Origin of the sequence: Weissella kandleri (assembly GCF_045504165.1) — a bacterium.
Taxonomy (GTDB): Bacteria; Bacillota; Bacilli; order Lactobacillales; family Lactobacillaceae; genus Weissella; species Weissella kandleri_A.
Map to the genome: position 1 here is coordinate 115,778 of NZ_JBJJNY010000001.1, position 20,406 is coordinate 136,183.

Sequence of the window (20,406 nt, forward strand, 5' to 3'; positions counted from 1 at the left end):
TGTCTTGGTATGTGCTTTTTGGTGAGTTTAGGTGGTCCGGCGCACAGGTTTGGCTGCATTAATTAAATTTTGAATTTCTGAGACAGCAACTTGGGTGGTACGGAGCCGCTTATGTTGTTTTCGATATTGGCTTGGAGTTTCACCAGTTATTTTTAGAAAAGCACGACTGAAGACAGCTACATTATTAAAACCAACCATTTCGGCAATTTTTTCAATCGTCAATTGTTGTGATTGGAGGAGTTCACTAGCTTTATTGATTCGTACACCAATAAGCCAGGCTTTGGGGGACATGCTAAAATTACTGGTAAAAATGCGTGAAAGATATGAACGGTCAATATTTAAAGCATGGGCCACATCAGTCACTGAAATACCTTGCTCATAGTGATTATCCATATATTCGCGGGCAAACCGAGCTAAGCGCGAACCTTTGAAGGACGGAGCGGGTGCTTGATATGGCACGTTTTCTTTTGAAAGTTGTAATAACAATTGATTTACAATTAAATTTAGCTGTAATTCACTCTGTGGACTGGCATCTGATAGATTGAGCGTTTCGGCAATTAAATTTAAGTATTGATCATTATTGGAGCTATGAAAAATCTGTTGATGATTTTTAAAGGGGGATAATTCTTCAATAATCTGGGCGGCTTGGGTGCCATTAAAAGAAATCCAAGCATACGACCAAGGATTTTTAATATCGGATTGATAAAAGATAGTCTCGTGGGGGCGAATTAAAAATGCATCGCCGGAGTTTAGATGAAATTGTTGATCTTCAACGAAAAAGAGTCCTTGTCCGGATAAGACGAAGTGAATGATGAAGTCGTGGCGTTTTGCAGGACCAAAGGTATGGAAGGGCAAAGTTTGGCTAATGCCACTAAAAATATAAAAGATACTTGCTTGAAAAGTATGAGTATCAACTAAATTATAAATTGATTTTTCCACGATCATTACCTCCATTGGTGAAAACGCTTACTATCTTTTAGTTTAGCACATTGTTGAAAAGATAAGTTTATGGAACTGAAGAAAAGGGCTTGCTATTATTGAATAGGTCTTTTATAATTGGTATATACCATTAAGATAAAGGGGAATATCATGAAGATTATTAAAGTTAAAGATCAAGTTGAAGGTGGAAAAGTTGGCGCTCAAGTTTTTGCGGATGCATTGTCTAATGGCGCCCAAGTTTTTGGACTAGCAACTGGGTCATCACCAATTTCAATTTATGATACGATTACGGCAAGTGAGATGGACTTTTCTAATAAAGTTTCTGTTAACTTAGACGAGTATAAGGGAATTGCTGGTACTCATGAACAAAGTTATCGATACTTCATGAATAAACACTTTTTTAGCAAGAAGCCATTTAAAGAAAGCTTTGTTCCAGATGGTTTGAACCCTGATGGTGATGCTGAAGCTGCGCGCTATGATACAATTTTGGAAAAATATCCACGTGATTTGCAAATTCTTGGACTAGGTCGGAATGGGCATATCGGTTTTAATGAACCTGGAACTTCATTTGAATCAACGACGCATGAAGTTGATTTAACTGAATCAACGATTGAAGCGAATGCACGTTTCTTTACTAATAAGGAAGAAGTGCCAAAACAAGCCTATTCAATGGGAATTAAGTCAATTATGGAAGCTAAGCAAATCTTAGTCGTTGCCTATGGTGAAAACAAGGCGGAGGCGATTAAGGCGATGATTGAGGGACCTGTTTCTGAAGATGTACCAGCTTCAGTTTTGCAAAAGCATGATAATGTTATTGTGATTTTGGATGAAGCAGCAGCAAGTAAGCTATAATTAATGAATTAAAAACGCAAAGTGGGATGAAAATCGGCACTTGGCGTTTTTTTGTTTGGATGAGTTATATGTTTGGTTGTTTTTGGTTTCTGGTAAGTGGTAAGTTGAAATTATCTAAGTATGTCTTGATGTTGATTGACGGTGATGAGGTTATTGAATTGATTAAACAACGATGAAGTTGCACGGTGTTCATCCGTTCAAAGGGACCATAACACAACCTTATCGAATAAATACAACCAATAAGTATAGAACCAAGTCATTATTTTTAATTTAACAACACAATTTTTTCGCCTCAATCAATACAAGATTAATCAAAAAAATATTTAGTTTTCGTTTGACAAAACTAAATAAACAACTATAATAATGTTTGTTAGTTAATTTATAACGAAACTAAATATAAATGAGGGCAATTATTATGGATCAAAATAATATATTAGAAAATTTAACGGAGCTAATGCGTCAACCAAGCTTGTGGTTTACGATGATGACACGCAATGATGAACATCGGCAACGTCCAAATAATCAACGGCGTCTTTTACGAATTTTAAGTACCAGTGATCAACCTATTACTGCAGGTACAATTGCGGACATTTTAGATATTCGACCAGCTTCTGTAACACAAATTATTAAAAAGTTAGAAGACGAAAGCAGAGTTGAACGTATTAAAGACCAACAGGACGCGCGGATTGTTTTAATTAAGATTACACAAAAAGGTCGTGATTTTTTGGACCAACTTGATTTAACTAGAAACAAAATTGAAGATGAAATATTTAATATTTTTACGGATGAAGAACAAATACAATTTGGAACGCAACTAGAGCAATTAAATAATCATCTAAATTCAGAGGAATTTGATAAGCAATTTATGACACATTTGAGTGAACAACAACGCGCACAATTTAATGAAATTAAGAACCGGAATCATTATTTTGGGCATCACTTACATCGAGGACCAAATCCAAGACATAATTTTAATGATCAGCCTAGGTTCTAAATTATTAGTAAAAAGAGGAAAGCAATTATGCAACGCGAACAACGAAAAAACAGATTAACTAAAGCCAATTCAGAAGCTGGTGGGGCAAAAAGTTTGATTAAGATTATTAAAATGGCACACCCACAATGGGGGGTAATGATAATTGGATTGTTTTTATCATTAATTGGAGTATTTGCCAATTTATTAGCGCCTAAATATTCAGGGAAATTGATTAATTTATTCATGGGAAAACATGGAATGGACTATCAGTTAATAAGTATTGTATTAGCGCTCTTTATCGGCGGTGCATTAATTTCCGCTGCAGGAAGTTTTTTAACATCAGTTGCAGGAGAGCAATTAGTTAAAAATCTACGAACTATTGTTTGGAAGCATTTGTCAATTCTAAAAGTTAGCTATTTTGATCAAACTAAATCTGGAGAAATCACATCACGGCTAACTAATGACACAACACAAGTAAAGCGCTTAGTTGCCAATGATCTGCCTAATTTTGTAACGAATGTTCTACAAATGTTAGGAGCGGTAGTACTGATGTTTTCTACTGATTGGCACCTCGCTCTTTGGATTTTACTAGCAGCTCCAGTAACATTATTGCTATTGTTACCAATAATGAAGTTTTCTAGAAAAGTAGGACATGCTACTCAGGACGCCATGGCTGATTTTTCAGGTGTTGCACAAGAAACATTAGCTGAAATGCGCTTAGTAAAATCATCTGGCGCTGAAGACCAAATCATCTCTACGGGAGATTCTGCAATTAACCGTCTATTTAAATTTGGTAGAAAAGAAGCGATCGTTGATGGAATCGTCGGGCCAATGATGAGTTTAGTTATGATGGGACTTTTTGTCGTAATTTTAGTGGTTGGCGCGTTAAGAATTGCTGATGGACAATCAACAATGGGAACATTATTTAGCTTTTTAATGTATTTATTCCAAATAATGCCAGCCTTTATGGTTTTAGGAACTTTTTCAACAACCTATGCCAAAACTCAAGGATCAACGCAACGTTTAACTGAAATTTTAAATGAAGAACCTGAAGATTTTGAAAAAGGACAAACGATAGACGTTGAAGGTCAAACTTTAAAAACAAAAAATATCGACTTTGGTTATACATCCTCTGAAGAGATTTTACATAATATTACAATCGAGGCTAAGCCCAACACGATTGTAGCTTTTGTAGGACCATCAGGAGGTGGAAAATCAACTATATTCCAATTATTAGAACGCTTTTATACACCAAATAACGGAAGTATTCAAATTGGAAATCAAACTATTAATAATATTAATTTGAAAAATTGGCGACAACAAATCGGCTTCGTAGCACAGGATTCTGCAATTATGGCGGGAACAATTCGTGAAAATTTAACTTATGGATCCGATGAAGAATATACCGATGACCAATTATGGCATGTCCTACAATTAGCATATGCTGATCAATTTGTTAAAAATATGCCAAATCAATTAGAAACACAAGTCGGTGAACGCGGAATCATGGTTTCAGGTGGTCAACGACAACGTTTAGCAATTGCGCGAGCTTTTCTCCGAAATCCTAAAATTTTAATGTTAGATGAAGCCACAGCATCACTTGACTCTGAATCTGAAGCCATGGTACAAAAAGCATTAGAAAAACTAATGCAAAATCGAACAACCTTAGTCATTGCACATAGGCTAGCAACAATTGTAGATGCTGATAAAATTTATTTTGTAGAACAAGGAAAAATTACAGGTTCTGGTTCACATAATGAATTATTAAAAAATCATCCATTATATAAAGAATACGTACAAGAACAGTTGGTCACACAATAAATATATATAAAATCATGATCTTTTTTGACCATGATTTTTTTATGTATTTGTAAAATAATTAAATTTTATGAAAAACGAAATAACAAATAAGGATAATTTAAAAATATTTTATAATAGCCTTCAAGAATCTCTTTGCCGTTTTTCCCATATGTCAGTATGTCCACTGAAACGAACCTTAGGAATATCATTATTTTCAGACACGAACATTTTTTGCAAAAGGGCCTTCTTTAGCTCTTGCAGTTTTTCACCCTTACGCTGGTTGACTGTGATGAGGTTGTCGAGTTTTTTGAAAAATGAACTTACTTTTACTATCTCATTATTGTTTATTGGTACTCTAATTTCAAAAGATTTTACCTTTTTAGAATTTAGGTTAGACTGCGTTCCTGTTGAAATGAGTCTTTCCCATTCACCAAAATCAAATGATTTCTTTAATCTTTGATAAACATAATCACGCAAATCATTATTGTCAAATACCATATTATAAAATGCTTGAGACGTGGCTAAATCAGTATTTAATATAGCCAATTTTCCAACAGATGCATACATAGCTAAGCTAATGGCACCTTTTGGGACAACCCAAGCTGCTGAATTATTCAATCCACGCTCTGAAATATGTTTATTAGTATCATCAATGAAACCATTTGAATTAGAAATATCTGTAATACCAAGAAAAGGAATATTTCCTTCATAATATTCTGCAATAGTAGACTTGGGTGTACCTCCAGAGCCTCCCTTTATAATTAAATTCTCCAACTTCCGCTTTTCCCAAGTGTAAGTTAAATTTAACAAAAATTATGGTATTTCACGGTATAATAGACAATAAACTATGTAAAATGTAGAGGAGCTACAAAAAATGGCGTTGACGGCAGAAAAAGAAGCCTTAATCTGGAAAACTTTGAATGATACACGTGGTAAGATTTCCCCATCTCAATATCAAAATTATATATTTGGGGTGATGTTTTATAAATTCTTATCAGAAAAAGCGCAATCTTGGCTTGATAGTGTATTGCGTGGTGAAACTTGGGAAAGTGTGTGGAACCAAGATGCTGATAAAGCTGCTAGCTTCATGCAAAAAAATTTAGGTTATGTTATCCAGCCAGGGGATATGTTTTCAGATTGGAAAGATGCCATTGATGAGGACAAGTTTAATATTTCGATGGTAGGGGATGCTTTGATTCATTTTAATCAGGGTGTGAGTGTTGAAGCTAAAGATGATTTTTCGGGTATTTTCGATGATATGGATTTAGGTTCAACACGTCTAGGAGCTAATGCGCAAACTCGTACTGCAACTATGATTGATTGGGTCAATTTAATGGATAAGATTGAATTGGAAGATGATGCAGATGTCTTAGGTGATTTATATGAATATTTGATTGGAATGTTTGCTGCTAATTCTGGTGCTAAGGCAGGAGAGTTCTATACACCGCACCAAGTGTCAGATATAATGGCACGTATTTTAACGTCAGGTCGCGAAAATAAAGAACGTTATAGTTTATATGATCCAACTATGGGGTCAGGCTCATTATTGTTGACTACGGCATCATATATGAAAAATGCGGGTGTACAAGGAGCCATTAAATATTATGGGCAAGAACTAATTACAACAACATATAATTTGGCTCGTATGAATATGATGATGCATGGGGTAGAATATAACGATATTACACTGCGTAATAATGATACATTAGAAGGTGATTGGCCTGATGGTGTTGTAGGCGGTGTCGATAGTCCCCGGATGTTTGATGCTGTTATGGCTAATCCACCATATTCACAAAATTGGGATAATACTCATCGTGAAGATGATCCACGGTTTAAATACGGTGTAGCGCCGAAATCTAAGGCGGATTTTGCGTTCTTATTGCATAGCTTATATCATTTAAAAAATGATGGGCGCATGGCAATTGTATTACCCCATGGTGTATTATTCCGAGGTTCTGCAGAAGAACGGATTCGGAAGGAATTATTAGAAAACCACCATATTACAACCATTATTGGTTTGCCAGAGAAGATATTTACTAATACGGGAATCCCAACAATTATTATGATTTTAGAAAAAAATCGTAGTAATGATGATGTTCTATTTATTGATGCCTCAAAGGGATTTGAAAAGCAAAAAAATTCAAATAAATTGCGACAAGAAGATATAGATAAGATTGTCGAGACGTATTTGTCACGCCAAAACGTTGAAAAATATGCTCATGTTGCGTCGATGGATGAAATTCGTGAAAATGATTATAACCTTAACATTCCACGGTATGTTGATACTTTTGAAGAAGAAGAACCTGTTGATGCACAACAATTGTTGGAAGATATGAAAAAGATAAATAGTGATGAGCTTTCTTTGACAAATGATTTGAACAATATGATGGGACAATTAGTTGCAACAGATGCTGAAAGCCAAGAATACTTAAATCTGTTGAAGGAGGTTCTGAAATAATGAACGTTCGGAATTCAACAGACAACAAACCAGGAATACGTTTTGCAGGATATACTGACGCGTGGGAAAAGCGGAAGTTGGGGGATATAAGTAAAAGATTAGATAATTTACGAAAGCCTGTAACTTTTAATAAACGTATTTCTGGCGATACACCATATTATGGAGCAAATGGAATACAAGATTATGTATTTGGATACACACACAATGGTGAATATATTCTAATTGCTGAAGATGGTGCTAGTGATATAAATAATTATCCTGTTCATTATGTAGAGGGTAAAGTATGGGTTAATAATCATGCGCACGTTTTACAAGCTATAACTAATTGTTCTGATAATTTATTTTTAATGAATAATATAAAAAGAATTAATTTAGAACCTTATCTTGTGGGTGGAAAGCGACCTAAATTAAATTCAGGTACATTAATAAGTTTGACAATTTGTTTACCCAGTTACGAAGAACAAACCCAAATCGGTGACCTATTTCAAAAGCTCGACAACCTCATCACAGTCAACCAGCGTAAAGGTGAAAAATTGCAAGAGCTAAAAAAAGCCCTTTTGCAAAAAATGTTCGTGTCTGAGAATAATGATATTCCTGAGATTCGTTTCAGTGGATATACTGACGCTTGGGTACAGCGTAAGTTTGGTGAACTGATTGAAAGTTACGTTGAAAAAACAACAATTAACAATCAATATCCGGTTTTGACTTCATCTCAACAAGGACTAATGTTGCAGCAAGAGTACTTTGCTGATAATCAGGTAACGTCAGCTGATAACGTTGGGTACTTTGTTTTGCCAAAGGGATATGCCACATATCGTTCGAGATCTGACAATGGCGTTTTTAAGTTCAATGTGAACCACATCATTGATAAAGGCGTTATTAGTTATTTCTATCCCGTCTTTTATTCAAAAACACAGAATATCGACTTTCTTACAATCACGTTGAACGAGACTCAAAAACATCAAGTTTCTATTTTGGCAGAAGGTACCGGTCAAAAGGTACTGTCATTAAATAAGCTGAAATCTTTGAAGCCATCCGTTCCATCAATTGAGGAGCAAGATACAATCGTTGCATTTCTAACTATCTTGGACAACCTCATCACAGTCAACCAGCGTAAAGTGGAAAAATTACAAGAACTGAAGAAAGCATTATTACAAAAGATGTTTGTATAGTTCGGATTATTACGAATAGAGGGGAGGCATAGGATACGATGGTGTTGGAAAATAAATTAGGTATTACAAATTCTGCTGAATTGGTACAAAAAGAAGAAAAAATTACGAAGGCTAGAGCTAAGCGTCTATTTGACTCAGGTGATATTAACGATATGCCAGTTGGTACTTTTACTGGGTTAGCGTCAATTCACCAGTATTTATTTGCAGATGTATATCATTTTGCGGGTAAGCTACGTGATATTAATATTGCTAAAGGTAATTTCCGATTTGCACCGATAATGTATCTAAAAGCTGCTTTAGATTATATTGATACTATGCCTCAGGAGACGTTTGATGAGATTGTAGAAAAATATGTAGAAATGAATGTGGCGCATCCTTTCAGAGAAGGAAACGGACGAAGCATGCGTATTTGGTTAGATTTGATTTTAAAGCAAGAGTTGGGCAAAGTTGTGGATTGGTCGAATCTTGATAAAGATGATTATTTATTGGCAATGGAACGCAGTCCAGTCAAAGATCTTGAAATTAAATATTTATTGAAAAATTCATTGATAGATGATATTAATGATAGAGAGGTTTATATGAAAGGGATTGACCAATCATATTATTATGAAGGTTATACCATATATAAAACTGATGAATTAGATTAAGCGGGGAAACCTGCGTACATATTATGATAAGGAATATATAATGGCAGAAGACAAGTTTGAACAAGCGGTGATTACTAAATTAATGGCCGAGGGCTGGGAATATCGAGATGATTTATCTGGTAAGACGGCTAAAATGTTGTATGATAACTGGCGAAAAATTTTGAATGAAAATAATGAACGTAGGTTAGAGGGAATCCCACTTTCGGATACTGAATTTGAAAGCGTTAAGTTGGAACTAAATAAGAATAAGACACCTTATGAAGCGCAGTTAATGATGGCTGGTGCCGGCGGGGTGGGAACTATTCCATTAATTCGAGACGATGGTACTAAGCTCGAACTAGCGATTTTCTATGGTGACGAAGTGGCTGGGGGACGTTCACGTTATGAGATTGTGAATCAAGTGACATTTGACGAATTACCTTTTACACTAAGTAAGAAGCGACGTATTGACGTCATGTTGTTGATTAATGGTCTTCCTGTGGCTCACATTGAAGAAAAAGATGAATCACTTCAAAATCAATGGAATGCGTTTGAGCAATTTCAAAAATATGATGGTGATGGAATGTTTACTGGATTGTTTTCGTTTGTGCAAGTTATGTTTGTACTATCGCAGCATTCAGCACATTATTTTGCTCGACCTAAGAACAGTAATGCCTATAATAAGGACTTTGTGTTTGGTTGGCGTGATGACAATGGTCAAGATGTGACAGATGCAATGGAATTTATTCATCAAGTCATGGGCATCCCAGCATTACATCGATTAGTTACAGTAAATATGATTCCAGATGCCGCTAATGATAACTTGATGGTAATGCGTTCTTATCAAATTCAAGCTACCCGTGCTATCCTAGATCGTATGCGCCAAATGGATATGAATAATTTCATTGAAAAAGAGGGTGGATATGTTTGGCATACTACCGGTTCTGGGAAGACGGTAACATCGTTTAAGGTGGCTCAATTATTGGCATCAATGCCTAAAGTGCGCCATGTTTTGTTTATTGTGGACCGTGTTGACTTGGTCAATCAAACGTACGAAAATTTTAAAGCGTTTGCTTATAAGACCTTTGAAGATAGAATCAAGGTTGTTGACGGGCATAAATTGAAGCGGGAACTCAATCGAAAACAGGGGACATCACAAGGGGTATCAAATATTTATTTGATTACAATTCAAGGATTGGATCGAGCGGTCAAAGATAATTTGGTTTCAGATGAACGATTGGTTATTTTGATGGATGAAGCGCATCGTTCAGCCAGTGGAGATTCAGTTACTCGTATTAAAAATGCTTTCCCGAAAACAACCTGGTTTGGTTTTACGGGGACGCCGAATTTTTATAGTGATGAAGTTAATGAAGTTAAAACAACTAAAAATATTTCAACGTATGACATTTTTGGAGAACGTTTGCATCAATATACAATTAAGGACGCAATTGGTGATGGAAATGTATTAGGATTTGATGTGACGTATTATACGCCTGAAATTGAAGCTAATAATTCGGATTTAACTGATGATGAACTAGAAAAAGCGGTTTATTCGTCATTTCCTTATCGACAAGCAGTTGTGCAAGATATTATTAATAATTGGCATAAAAATCATTCAGGTCCGATTGAGATGGGAATTAGACAGCCTAATCAATTTCATGGAATTTTTGCAGTTTCTGGAAAACAAGCGGTTGTCGCATATTATAATTTGTTCCAGAAGATGGCGCCTGAATTGCGGGTTGCGATAAGTTATTCACGCGACGAAGATAACGGACAAGGAACTTCAGACCTACAATTGGCTTTGAAGCAAGCAATGGTGGATTATTCAAACTTTTATGGAACGATTAATTTTGTAGAGACAAAAGATCCTGAACGTAATTATTTAAATGATATTACGAAGCGCATCGCACATAAGAAGCCATATAATAAAAAGGTAACGCCTGAACAAGAAAGTAATGCACCTCAACGATTAGACTTAATAATTGTGTCAGATCAATTATTAACTGGATTTGATTCTAAATATGTTAATACAATATATATGGATAAGTTGTTAAGGGAAGGGATGCTAATTCAAGCAATGTCTCGGACTAATCGAACTATTGATAGGAATGCTAAGCCGCATGGAAAGGTCCGCTTTTTCCGTAAAGGTGATGCTATGGAGAAAAATGTCCAGAATGCGTTAGTTATTTATACTAAGGGAGGCAATGATACATTGGCCGATGCCAAAAAGGCCCCTGATGATACAGAAAAAATCGATTTATTCTCTAAGAATCTTCTAGCTCCTAAATTAGGTAGTCAAATTATGGACTTAAACCCCAAAATTGAGTGTCTGAAAGAAATCGCTGGCGCTGATTTTAGTCAAATTCCAAAGTCAGAAACTGAACAGGTGAAATTTGTAACACTGGCGGCAGAGGTCAATCAGCAAATACAGCGTTTGGTACAACAAGATTACACTTTTGGTTTAGAGGTGTCAGCGGTTGATGAGTCAGGGCATGAGACTGGAGAGAAGATTGATTTAGATATTAAGGATGAGACTGAATTCAGTGCGTTGCAAGCGCGCTTGCATGATGTTAATGCGTTGTTGCCCGATGGAATACAAATTGATTTAACAGAAATTCAGATTGCTATTGATTTGTACAATCATGAAATCATCGATTATGATAAATTAGTTGAGCTATTAAATAATTTCATGGATGAAAATTCGCAAGCTAATCGTAAAGCAATTGAAGATCATATCATACCTTTGGACGAGGATGATCGTTTAGAGGTTTTAGATGTGGTAGATAGGATTGAGGATGGCGTTTATCATAAGCATTTTGATACTAATTCTTTACAGATGGAACGTAAGCGTGTTCGTTCAGATCGTCAGGAATTAAAAATTCGTCGTTGGTCAGCGGATCATGGTTATAACGGGAATGATATTATTTCAGCATATGATTTATACTTACCAGGTGTTTCTTTAAATGATAATCCAAAGTTAAAAACTAAGATTGAAGAATTAGAGGCTAGTTTAGACTTAGGCTTCTTTGAATTGGCAGATTTTGAAGATTCTTTGTTTGATTTTTTTAAGTCTATGAAATAATTCATAGAAAATAGTGTCCCTTTTTGGTGACACTATTTTTTTATGGAGGTGACAAAGTATGTCACAAGAAAAAAGCTTAACTTTTCATGCTTATTATCTGCAGTGGATGGAGTTATATAAAAAAGATGCGGTTCGGCCTATTACGTATGCTAAATATATTCAAACACAAAAGGCACTTAAAGTATTAGCCCCAGATTTGATGATGAATCAGTTAACACGGCAGATGTATCAAACCATTCTAAATGATTATGCACTTACGCATGAAAAACAGACGGTTTTAGATTTTCATCATCAAATACGCACAGCAGTTTTGGATGCTTTAGAAGAAGGTTATTTGGTCGTTGATCCAACAAGAAAAGTGGTTATCAAGGGAACGGTAACTCAACAACATAAAGTGAAATTTTTAAATCAACAACAATTAACAAAATTGCTAGCACAATTAAATTTAGGTGATGAGCTGAATTGGGATTATTTTTTACTATTGATTGCAAAAACGGGATTGCGTTTTAGTGAGGCGTTGGCGCTAACACCAAATGATTTTGATTTGTCACGCTTAACGATTTCAGTGAATAAGACATGGGATTATAAAAATGCTGAAGGGGGTGGCTTTTCACAAACTAAGAATACGGCGTCGGTTCGAAAAATACCAATTGATTGGCAAATTGCCATGCAATTTGCGAAAATGATTGATGGTAAACCCAGAGAATGGCCTATATTTGTAACGCCCGGTAAAAAAATTTATAATGCCACACCCAATGATCGATTAGAAAAATATTGTCAAAAAGCTGATATTCCAGAAATAAGCATTCATGGATTGCGCCATACGCATGCTTCATTATTGTTGTATGCCGGGGTATCGATTGGCTCCGTGGCACGTAGATTAGGACATTCGAATATGAATACGACGCAGCGGACTTACTTGCACGTAATTCGTGAATTAGAAAATGCTGATACTGATAAAATTATGCGTTATTTGACGACATTGATGTAAAGAGAGCGAATATCATGTGACATATAGGCATTAGGCCAATGTTATAAATTTCCCGAAGTTGAACAATCAGACCGGTCATTGATTACACGGTTGAAAAAGCTTGAAAAACGCCTGTAAACGTTTCATGGTTCAGTTTTTTTGCCCCTCAAAATTTGATATAATACAAGAAAACGTATTCTTGGAGGAATCAGATGACCTATCGGATGCTTGTCTCAGATTTAGATGAAACTTTATTAAATAATGATGGAACGGTGAACCCTAAAAACGTTGCAGCGATTAAGGCAGCCGTGGCTCAAGGCTTTAAATTTGTGCCAAATACTGGGCGATCTTTTAACTCGGTGCAACCACTACTTGAAACATTAGGTTTGAAGGGTTTAAAGGACCAATACGTTATCTCTTATAACGGGGGCGCCATCGTCGAAAATGCTGGTAATAAAGTTTTGTTGACGCGTGCGCTCGATCCACAGTTAGCCAATCAAATATTTGAGGCTGGGATTCAAGTTAATCCAGAAATTGATGCACATATTTACACAGTCAATCATTTGTTTATTTATAATTTATCGGTGACAGATCGGCGTTATATGAACGAACGGGCGGTTCCATATCAAGAAATTGAGCGCCCAGATGCTGATTTTTGGACAAGTGCGGAGCCAATTATGAAAGTGATTTTTGAACACCCCAAGCTCGCCGTCCGTGAGCAAATTATGGAGCAAGTCTTAGCAACGATTGGGGCAGATGCGGTTGAAGCCACATATTCTTCAAGCCGCTATGTTGAATTTAATCGAGCCGGGGTGGAAAAAGGTTCAGCGACGCAATTATTAGCGGAACAATTAGGCATGGATATGGTTGAAGTCATGGCAATCGGTGACAATTCTAATGATTTGGCGATGCTGAAGGCAGCGGGATTAGGTATTGCAGTGGCAAATGGAATTGAAGAAGTTAAAAAGACGGCTAAGGTGGTGATGGAACACGATAATAATCATGGTGCGGTTGCCGAAGCCTTAGAAAAGTATGTGTTAAAAGGGGTTGATGATGCATCGATTTAGTACTTTCTTGGGCGCCATTATATGCTTTTTAATTTTAATTTGTTGGAATATATTAGTTGGCATTTTGCGGTGGGATAACTGGATTTTAATTACTGGAGATATTATTTTATTTGCCCTTCTATCCATTGGCATGACCCGGTTAACCATCTGGTCGGAAAAAACAAAACAAAAAAAGCGAGATGCAACTGATGAGCAGTAAAAATAAACAGACTTCAATGATTGTATTAGTAGGAATTGGGTATTTGTGTTTTGGTCTGTTAATGGATGCCATTATTCAAAATATTGGAATACTCACGGCGCAGGGCGTGCCATATTTGTTGCATAAATTAGCAGGTTGGATGGCATTCAAAGCTGGGGCAAGTACACAGTTTGTGATGTATTTGAGCCATATACGGCCCGATAGTTGGTTGGCGATTGTTTTGATGTTATTAGTCATGAGTGGTCTTTTATATGGAACAATGCGAGTGTTGTGGCGTGGAATTAAACTCCAAGCCCCCGATACGGGCTGGCATCATTTAGAAGCGTCTCATAGCTGGTGGATTTTAAAAGGTTACGGGTTAATCCTGTTAGGTGGAATGCTGGCTGGAATTTTGGAAAGCTTAGTGCAAAACCAGCAGACTACAGCTGCTAATCAGCAGCAATTAGAACACATGGCCCACTCTGGTCTTATGTTGCAAAGTATGACGATTTTCATGGCCGTCATTTTAGCCCCTCTTTTGGAAGAAGCCATTTTTCGTGGCGTGGTGATGAATTACTTTGTTCGGCAGACCCGATGGCATTTAAATATGTGGTTATCGGCAATCTTATTTGGTTGGTTTCATGTGTTCTTGCAAACTTTTCAATGGACCGCTTTTTTACAATACACGTTAACCGGCTTAGTGTTGGCTTATGTTTATCAGCGAACGCGGCAGTTGCAGTATCCAATGTTATTACATTGTCTAAACAATTCGATTGCGATGCTTATCATCTTAAGTCAAGCAAATTAGCGTATAATAGAAGATGAGAGAGTAGGAAGAGCTTGAGTTATGAAGGAGGCTTCTTTGTAATGAGTGATTATATTTATACAACCTATGGGACCGAAGCGGTATTAAAAATGATTCAAGCCAAACAAGCACCACGACCTTTGTTTTTGGCCGTTGATGTGGCTGATAGTGAACATTTTCAATTAATTGAAAAAACTAATAATTCGGATTCTCCTTTTCAAAGTGGGACGCGTTATGAAATTTTGAAAACACAAAAACCAGAATTTGAATTGCGTGGGTTAATGCATTGGGAATATGTAACGTTAAATGATGATGAACGCGAGCCGTTTATTTTACGCTGGCAACAGTGGGCGCAAAAGCAAAAGCAGATGGGGATGTTAAATGAGGCGTTATTACAGGTGCCACATAGTTTCGAATATGCCTTGTTAAGCACCTGGCGCCAAAATAGTGATCTAATGTTAGCTCAGCCAGAGCGTAAACGTTTCTTAGCGCCGTTAGCTGGGGATAATAGTTATCATCATTTACGCCAGAAAGATTTTGCTTTTGCCCAGTTGCGGCAGACCCATTGAGGTAGAAATTAGTTGGGTGTAAAAAGATAGATGATTGAGGAAAAGCATATGCCAGAAATGGATAAACTGAAGTTAAAGCAACAAAATGGGGCCAAGGATGTGGGGACCTCGTTAAAAAGTGTTTTTGGGCAGCATGCGCAGATGCGTGCAGAATTCCAGAAAATACGGGATGTTTTGTTGGGAGATGCTGAAATTAAAGCCTTCATTGCTAAATATCAGCCGGAATTGACAGCCCAAATTTTTGATCGTGATTTAGCGACGATTTATGAATACTATCTGCAAAAACAAAAGGCGCAACAAGGTCTTTCGGATGTACATCCGGGTTATGATCCTGAATTATTGTTTGTTGATCAACAGGTGGTAATTCAATATCATGAAACCGCACAAACCAAGCAACGTGAGGATAAATTAAAGGCGGCGAGTCGGATTCAAGTTTTGGGGATGCCCAAAGAGTTGAAGAAGGCGCGGATGGGTGATTTTCAAGATGCTGATGCTGGCATGTTGGGAGCAGTTTTGGCTGTCACCCAATTCATTGATGCTTATACTCAAGATCCGCAAGCCTTCCATCCGGGATTATACCTACAAGGTCCATACGGCGTCGGGAAAACTTACCTCTTAGGCGCCATGGCGAATCAATTAGCAGCTGAAGAGGTTGAAGTGTTGCTAGTACATTACCCCACATTAGCAGCCAATATGAAAGAGGCTATTAGTGATTCGACAATGAATATGAAACCATTGCGTGAAAAAATGCGCACGGTCGCGGTTTTGGTGCTTGATGATATTGGTGCAGAAATTGACGGTAGTGGCTGGGTGCGTGATGATGTTTTAAGTGTAGTCTTAGATTATCGCATGCAAAATGGATTGACCACGTTTTTCACTTCTAATTTTTCAATGGCACAATTGGAAAATGAGCATTTTGCTAACTCTAGTAAGGGGGTTGAGCCGGTTAAGGCCGGGCGCTTGATGCAACGGATTAAGTATTTAGCACACGAAATGCCAGTTAATGGTCCTAACCGGAGATTAAATTAAAAATGATAAATAAATGAGAAAAATATTGACGCGAATTTTTCTCATTAAAGTCGTTAAAAAGCTGACGAAACTTTATTTTGGTCAGCTTTTTTTTGCTGAAATTAGTAGCGAAAATGAGAATGTTATGCTAAACTGATTAAGTTTAATAATAAATAATATAAAAAATAGATATAGGTAGGTTGCTAAAAATGCAAAAAATCTTAGTAATTGAAGATGAGGCCAATTTGGCACGCTTCGTGGAATTAGAATTACAGCACGAAGGCTACGAAACAGTTGTAACTGATAATGGTCGGTCTGGTTTGGACTTATCTTTGGAAGAGAATTTTGATCTGATTTTACTAGATTTAATGCTTCCCGAATTGAGTGGGTTAGAAGTCGCACGGCGTTTACGTGAAGTAAAAAATACGCCGATTATTATGATGACCGCTCGTGATTCGGTCATTGATCGTGTTTCTGGCTTGGATTATGGGGCAGATGATTATGTTGTGAAGCCTTTTGCGATTGAAGAATTATTAGCGCGGATTCGGGCTTTGTTGCGCCGTATTAATATTGAAACGCAAGAACATGCTAACCATCAGAGCATCGTTAAATATCGTGATTTGATTGTGGAAAAAGAAAATCGAATCGCGCGACGTGGAGATGAAATCATTAATTTGACTAAGCGTGAATATGAATTGCTCGTGATTTTAATGGAAAATATTAATGTCGTGCAGTCGCGAGAAGTCTTGTTAGCCAAGGTTTGGGGATATGATGAGAATGTTGAAACGAATGTGGTCGATGTTTATATTCGTTATTTGCGAAATAAGATTGACCTAAGTGATTCTAAGACATCTTATATCCAGACGGTCCGGGGAACGGGCTATGTAATGCGACAATAATTAGCGAGGCCTTACAATGGAAGAATTAGCCATTGTCAATGAAAATTCCACAGCTGAAACCGGTATATCACTGAAATGGAAGTGGGCGTTAGGTTCAGCAGTGGGCTTTTTTTTGATAACCATTTGTTTTAGTTATGTTTTAATTACGGCGTTTACAAACCAAATGATTCTAGATGAACGTAAGTCGGTGCAAGAATCAATGAATTGGGTGACGCAACGTTTGCGAACGGCCGATTTCAAAAAAAGTTCGCCCTCCGCAATTGAAAATGATATTATTGCCACCCATCATCTATCAGAAAAGCAAGCTCCAGGTTTGATTGAAACGATGCGAACGGACATGGAAGTGCATATTTATGATTTAAAACAGCAACGCTATCCCCGCGCATCAATGAATCAAAAGCCACAAAAAGCGGCGCGTATCCAAGTGACAAAAGATCAACATCGGCAAAAGATTATTATTGGACGGCAAACACTTTATAATAATCAGCATCAACCCATTGGTCAAGTTGAGGTAATTAATCACTTAGATAAATATCATCGGATGTTTAAACGCATTACTTGGATTACGATTATCACCATGATTTTAGGAGTACTCTTAATTGCAATTTGGGGTTATTGGTTAGCTCAGTACTTATTGCGTCCGGTCCAAGCGATTCGAAAAGTGGTCAATGCTACAAAGTTGGACCCGCAATCTCCGCAACGGGTGGAATTAGATCATCGGGCCAATGATGAGCTGACGGAATTAGCTACTTTGTTAAACAATACCTTAGATCAGCTGCAAAGTGTAATGTTGATGCAGCATCAGTTCGTCGAAGATGTTTCACATGAACTCCGCACTCCAGTGGCGATTGTGAAAGGGCATATGGAATTATTAAATCGTTGGGGGAAAGATGATCCTAAAATTTTGGCTGAATCAATTGATGCTTCGTTAAGTGAGATGCGTCGGATGGAAGGTTTAGTTCAAGAAATGTTGGACTTAACTCGGGCAGATCAAGTTGAACTAGCTTTTAAAGGCGGGAATACCGATGTTAAAGAATTAGTTAATGCTGTCTATAATAATTTCAAATTAGTTTATGCAGATTTTATTTTTATTTTAGATGATGATTTACGGCAACCGGTGTATGTGAATATGTCACGCGATCATTTAGAACAAGTCTTAATTATCTTGTCTGATAATGCGGTTAAATATTCTAAAGACCGGCGTGAAATTCATTATTCAGTCTCACAAACCGCTAGTCAGGTGCAAATTACAGTGCAAGATTTTGGTGAAGGGGTCGCGCCTGAAGATGCTAAGCGCGTCTTTGATCGTTTTTACCGTGTTGATAAAGCTCGTTCCCGTAAACAGGGCGGCAATGGTTTGGGGCTAAGTATTGCTCAGAAATTGATTGAAGGGTATGGAGGAAAGATTGTTCTAGAATCAGCTTTGGGTTATGGATCAATTTTACGGATTACTTTACCTATAAGAAAGAAAGAGTAACGGTATTTAGGACTTTGAAAAAAATTTTCAAAATGTAACTGTAAAATTGTAAGAGATTATGTGAAAAAGTAAGCGTAAGATGGTATAATGGAATTATACAAATGTAAGCGTTTAATTTTTCGGAGGTTTTAATCATGAAAGTTGCAGTTATTGGATGTACTCACGCTGGAATTTTTTCAGCACGTGGAATTTTAGAAACAGCCCCAGAAGCTGATATTACTGTCTTTGAGCGAAATGATTCTGTCTCATTTTTATCATGTGGAATTGCGCTTTGGGTTGGAGATCACGTTTCAGACCCTGCTAAGATGTTTTATGATTCTGTGGAAAGCATGGAAGCTGATGGCATCAAGATGAAAATGCAACATGACGTGACTAAAGCTGATTTGGTGACAAAAACTTTAACTTATAAAAATTTGATCACTGAAGAAGAAACAACTGAACAATATGATAAAATTGTTGTCACGACTGGTTCAAAACCTGTTTTGCCATCAATTCCTGGAATTGATGGAGAAAATATTTTCAAGTGCAAAAATTGGGATGATGCTAAGGCCATTAAAGAGGCTGCCAAGGATGCTAAATCGGCCATTGTGATTGGAGCTGGTTATATCGGGGCTGAAATTGCTGAACAATTCTCAGTAACAGGTGTTAAGACAACTTTGATTGATGGATTAGATCGGGTTTTGGCTAAGAATTTCGATAAAGCAATTACTGATGAGATTGAAGCAGAATATAAAGACCATGGCGTTACTTTAGGTTTAGGACAAATGGTTCAAAGCTTTGAGCAAACGGAAAATGGTGTCAAAGTTATCACAGATAAGGGCGAATATGAAGCTGATATCGCCGTGCTTGGAATTGGTTTCTCGCCACGGACTGATTTGTTTACAGGTCAAGTTGACATGATTAAAAACGGTGCAATTATCGTTGATAAATATATGCAAACTTCTGTTCCTGACGTTTACGCTGCAGGTGATTCCGCTACAGTCTTCTACAACCCAACGCAACAAAATGATTACATTCCTTTGGCTACCAACGCGGTGCGTCAAGGTATCCTGGTTGGAAAGAATATTTTGAAGCCAACAGTTGCATACTTGGGTACGCAATCAACTTCAGCAGTGGAATTATACGACCACGCGATGGCTGCTTCTGGCTTGAATGAGCAATTGGCTCAAGCTCGTGGAATTACTGGTTATGATACAGTTACGATTGAGCAAGATTACCGACCAGACTTCATGTTAACTACAACGCCAGTTCGGGCTACCTTGTTGTGGGATGTTAAGACACGTCGCGTTTTGGGCGGTGAATTCTATTCAAAGCATGACATTTCACAAACAGCGAATGCTCTGTCATTGGCGATTCAAAATCAAATGACAATTGATGATTTGGCGATGTCTGATTTCTTATTCCAACCAAATTTCAGTCAACCAATTAATTTCTTGGGTGCAGTAGCCATGGCGGCAGCCGCTAAGTAATTAAAATTAAAAAGCTTGTGCATTGGATTGATGAATGCACAAGCTTTTTTAACGAATTGCAT

The 20,406-nt window shown here is 37.1% G+C and carries 18 protein-coding genes; 16 read left to right on the forward strand and 2 right to left on the reverse strand.

From position 1 onward, the window contains the following. Window positions 1–27: 27 nt before the first annotated feature. Entirely contained in the window at window positions 28–939 is a 912-nt protein-coding gene (locus ACJQWY_RS00570; RefSeq protein WP_407075811.1) for an AraC family transcriptional regulator, read from the reverse strand. 150 nt (window positions 940–1,089) lie between these two features. Here ACJQWY_RS00570 and ACJQWY_RS00575 point away from each other — a divergent pair, with 150 nt between their 5' ends. From ACJQWY_RS00575 to ACJQWY_RS00585, 3 genes are all read left to right on the forward strand, one after another. Continuing rightward, complete coding sequence (locus tag ACJQWY_RS00575; RefSeq protein WP_407075812.1) at window positions 1,090–1,791, forward strand: glucosamine-6-phosphate deaminase; 702 nt, start codon at window positions 1,090–1,092, stop codon at window positions 1,789–1,791. Window positions 1,792–2,206: 415 nt separating this feature from the next. Beyond that, window positions 2,207–2,785, forward strand: coding sequence for a MarR family winged helix-turn-helix transcriptional regulator (locus ACJQWY_RS00580; RefSeq protein ID WP_407075813.1), 579 nt, complete (start codon window positions 2,207–2,209; stop codon window positions 2,783–2,785). 27 nt (window positions 2,786–2,812) lie between these two features. Then, on the forward strand, window positions 2,813–4,585 hold the full coding sequence (locus ACJQWY_RS00585) for an ABC transporter ATP-binding protein (RefSeq protein ID WP_407075814.1): 1,773 nt from the start codon (window positions 2,813–2,815) through the stop codon (window positions 4,583–4,585). A gap of 120 nt (window positions 4,586–4,705) precedes the next feature. On the opposite strand, the gene ACJQWY_RS00590 is transcribed toward ACJQWY_RS00585, so the two are convergent. Beyond that, entirely contained in the window at window positions 4,706–5,374 is a 669-nt protein-coding gene (locus ACJQWY_RS00590; protein ID WP_407075815.1) for a restriction endonuclease subunit S, read from the reverse strand. 64 nt (window positions 5,375–5,438) lie between these two features. Between ACJQWY_RS00590 and ACJQWY_RS00595 the strand changes: the two genes are divergently transcribed. The 13 genes from ACJQWY_RS00595 to ACJQWY_RS00655 all read left to right on the forward strand — a co-directional run bounded on the left by ACJQWY_RS00595 (window position 5,439) and on the right by ACJQWY_RS00655 (window position 20,344). Further along, window positions 5,439–7,022 (forward strand): type I restriction-modification system subunit M, encoded by a 1,584-nt coding sequence (locus tag ACJQWY_RS00595; RefSeq protein WP_407075816.1) that lies wholly within the window; start codon window positions 5,439–5,441, stop codon window positions 7,020–7,022. Further along, entirely contained in the window at window positions 7,022–8,194 is a 1,173-nt protein-coding gene (locus ACJQWY_RS00600; RefSeq protein ID WP_407075817.1) for a restriction endonuclease subunit S, read from the forward strand. The genes ACJQWY_RS00595 and ACJQWY_RS00600 overlap by 1 nt, the downstream gene beginning before the upstream one ends. A gap of 38 nt (window positions 8,195–8,232) precedes the next feature. Beyond that, a complete protein-coding gene (fic, locus tag ACJQWY_RS00605; protein ID WP_407075818.1) occupies window positions 8,233–8,841 on the forward strand; it encodes a protein adenylyltransferase Fic in 609 nt (202 codons plus the stop codon). A 40-nt stretch (window positions 8,842–8,881) separates the two neighbouring features. Beyond that, complete coding sequence (locus tag ACJQWY_RS00610; RefSeq protein WP_407075819.1) at window positions 8,882–11,902, forward strand: type I restriction endonuclease subunit R; 3,021 nt, start codon at window positions 8,882–8,884, stop codon at window positions 11,900–11,902. A gap of 58 nt (window positions 11,903–11,960) precedes the next feature. Beyond that, the gene (locus ACJQWY_RS00615) at window positions 11,961–12,893 is read left to right on the forward strand and encodes a site-specific integrase (protein WP_407075820.1); all 933 of its coding nucleotides are present in this window, start codon (window positions 11,961–11,963) and stop codon (window positions 12,891–12,893) included. A gap of 191 nt (window positions 12,894–13,084) precedes the next feature. Further along, entirely contained in the window at window positions 13,085–13,939 is an 855-nt protein-coding gene (locus ACJQWY_RS00620; RefSeq protein ID WP_407075821.1) for a Cof-type HAD-IIB family hydrolase, read from the forward strand. After that, window positions 13,926–14,138 carry a hypothetical protein gene (locus ACJQWY_RS00625; protein ID WP_407075822.1) on the forward strand — a complete coding sequence of 71 codons (213 nt, stop codon included), beginning with the start codon at window positions 13,926–13,928 and terminating at the stop codon, window positions 14,136–14,138. The genes ACJQWY_RS00620 and ACJQWY_RS00625 overlap by 14 nt, the downstream gene beginning before the upstream one ends. Continuing rightward, the gene (locus ACJQWY_RS00630; RefSeq protein WP_407075823.1) at window positions 14,128–14,925 is read left to right on the forward strand and encodes a CPBP family intramembrane glutamic endopeptidase; all 798 of its coding nucleotides are present in this window, start codon (window positions 14,128–14,130) and stop codon (window positions 14,923–14,925) included. Before ACJQWY_RS00625 ends, ACJQWY_RS00630 begins: the two co-directional genes overlap by 11 nt. A 59-nt stretch (window positions 14,926–14,984) precedes the next feature. After that, window positions 14,985–15,491 carry a hypothetical protein gene (locus ACJQWY_RS00635; RefSeq protein ID WP_407075824.1) on the forward strand — a complete coding sequence of 169 codons (507 nt, stop codon included), beginning with the start codon at window positions 14,985–14,987 and terminating at the stop codon, window positions 15,489–15,491. Window positions 15,492–15,521: 30 nt separating this feature from the next. Continuing rightward, the gene (gene dnaI, locus ACJQWY_RS00640) at window positions 15,522–16,520 is read left to right on the forward strand and encodes a primosomal protein DnaI (protein ID WP_407075825.1); all 999 of its coding nucleotides are present in this window, start codon (window positions 15,522–15,524) and stop codon (window positions 16,518–16,520) included. Window positions 16,521–16,708: 188 nt separating this feature from the next. After that, complete coding sequence (locus tag ACJQWY_RS00645; RefSeq protein WP_057755205.1) at window positions 16,709–17,398, forward strand: response regulator transcription factor; 690 nt, start codon at window positions 16,709–16,711, stop codon at window positions 17,396–17,398. Between the two features lie 16 nt (window positions 17,399–17,414). Continuing rightward, window positions 17,415–18,875, forward strand: a complete 1,461-nt coding sequence (locus tag ACJQWY_RS00650; protein WP_407075826.1) for a HAMP domain-containing sensor histidine kinase — start codon at window positions 17,415–17,417, stop codon at window positions 18,873–18,875. Between the two features lie 134 nt (window positions 18,876–19,009). After that, window positions 19,010–20,344 (forward strand): FAD-dependent oxidoreductase, encoded by a 1,335-nt coding sequence (locus ACJQWY_RS00655; protein WP_407075827.1) that lies wholly within the window; start codon window positions 19,010–19,012, stop codon window positions 20,342–20,344. Window positions 20,345–20,406: the final 62 nt, after the last annotated feature.

Excerpts from the sequence above, each read along its gene's own strand:
- ACJQWY_RS00575 (WP_407075812.1), top strand. The coding sequence starts at position 1,090 with ATGAAGATTATTAAAGTTAAAGATCAAGTTGAAGGTGGAAAAGTTGGC.
- ACJQWY_RS00580 (WP_407075813.1), top strand. The coding sequence starts at position 2,207 with ATGGATCAAAATAATATATTAGAAAATTTAACGGAGCTAATGCGTCAA.
- ACJQWY_RS00585 (WP_407075814.1), top strand. The coding sequence starts at position 2,813 with ATGCAACGCGAACAACGAAAAAACAGATTAACTAAAGCCAATTCAGAA.
- ACJQWY_RS00595 (WP_407075816.1), top strand. The coding sequence starts at position 5,439 with ATGGCGTTGACGGCAGAAAAAGAAGCCTTAATCTGGAAAACTTTGAAT.
- ACJQWY_RS00600 (WP_407075817.1), top strand. The coding sequence starts at position 7,022 with ATGAACGTTCGGAATTCAACAGACAACAAACCAGGAATACGTTTTGCA.
- fic (WP_407075818.1), top strand. The coding sequence starts at position 8,233 with ATGGTGTTGGAAAATAAATTAGGTATTACAAATTCTGCTGAATTGGTA.
- ACJQWY_RS00610 (WP_407075819.1), top strand. The coding sequence starts at position 8,882 with ATGGCAGAAGACAAGTTTGAACAAGCGGTGATTACTAAATTAATGGCC.
- ACJQWY_RS00615 (WP_407075820.1), top strand. The coding sequence starts at position 11,961 with ATGTCACAAGAAAAAAGCTTAACTTTTCATGCTTATTATCTGCAGTGG.
- ACJQWY_RS00620 (WP_407075821.1), top strand. The coding sequence starts at position 13,085 with ATGACCTATCGGATGCTTGTCTCAGATTTAGATGAAACTTTATTAAAT.
- ACJQWY_RS00625 (WP_407075822.1), top strand. The coding sequence starts at position 13,926 with ATGCATCGATTTAGTACTTTCTTGGGCGCCATTATATGCTTTTTAATT.
- ACJQWY_RS00630 (WP_407075823.1), top strand. The coding sequence starts at position 14,128 with ATGAGCAGTAAAAATAAACAGACTTCAATGATTGTATTAGTAGGAATT.
- ACJQWY_RS00635 (WP_407075824.1), top strand. The coding sequence starts at position 14,985 with ATGAGTGATTATATTTATACAACCTATGGGACCGAAGCGGTATTAAAA.
- dnaI (WP_407075825.1), top strand. The coding sequence starts at position 15,522 with ATGATTGAGGAAAAGCATATGCCAGAAATGGATAAACTGAAGTTAAAG.
- ACJQWY_RS00645 (WP_057755205.1), top strand. The coding sequence starts at position 16,709 with ATGCAAAAAATCTTAGTAATTGAAGATGAGGCCAATTTGGCACGCTTC.
- ACJQWY_RS00650 (WP_407075826.1), top strand. The coding sequence starts at position 17,415 with ATGGAAGAATTAGCCATTGTCAATGAAAATTCCACAGCTGAAACCGGT.
- ACJQWY_RS00655 (WP_407075827.1), top strand. The coding sequence starts at position 19,010 with ATGAAAGTTGCAGTTATTGGATGTACTCACGCTGGAATTTTTTCAGCA.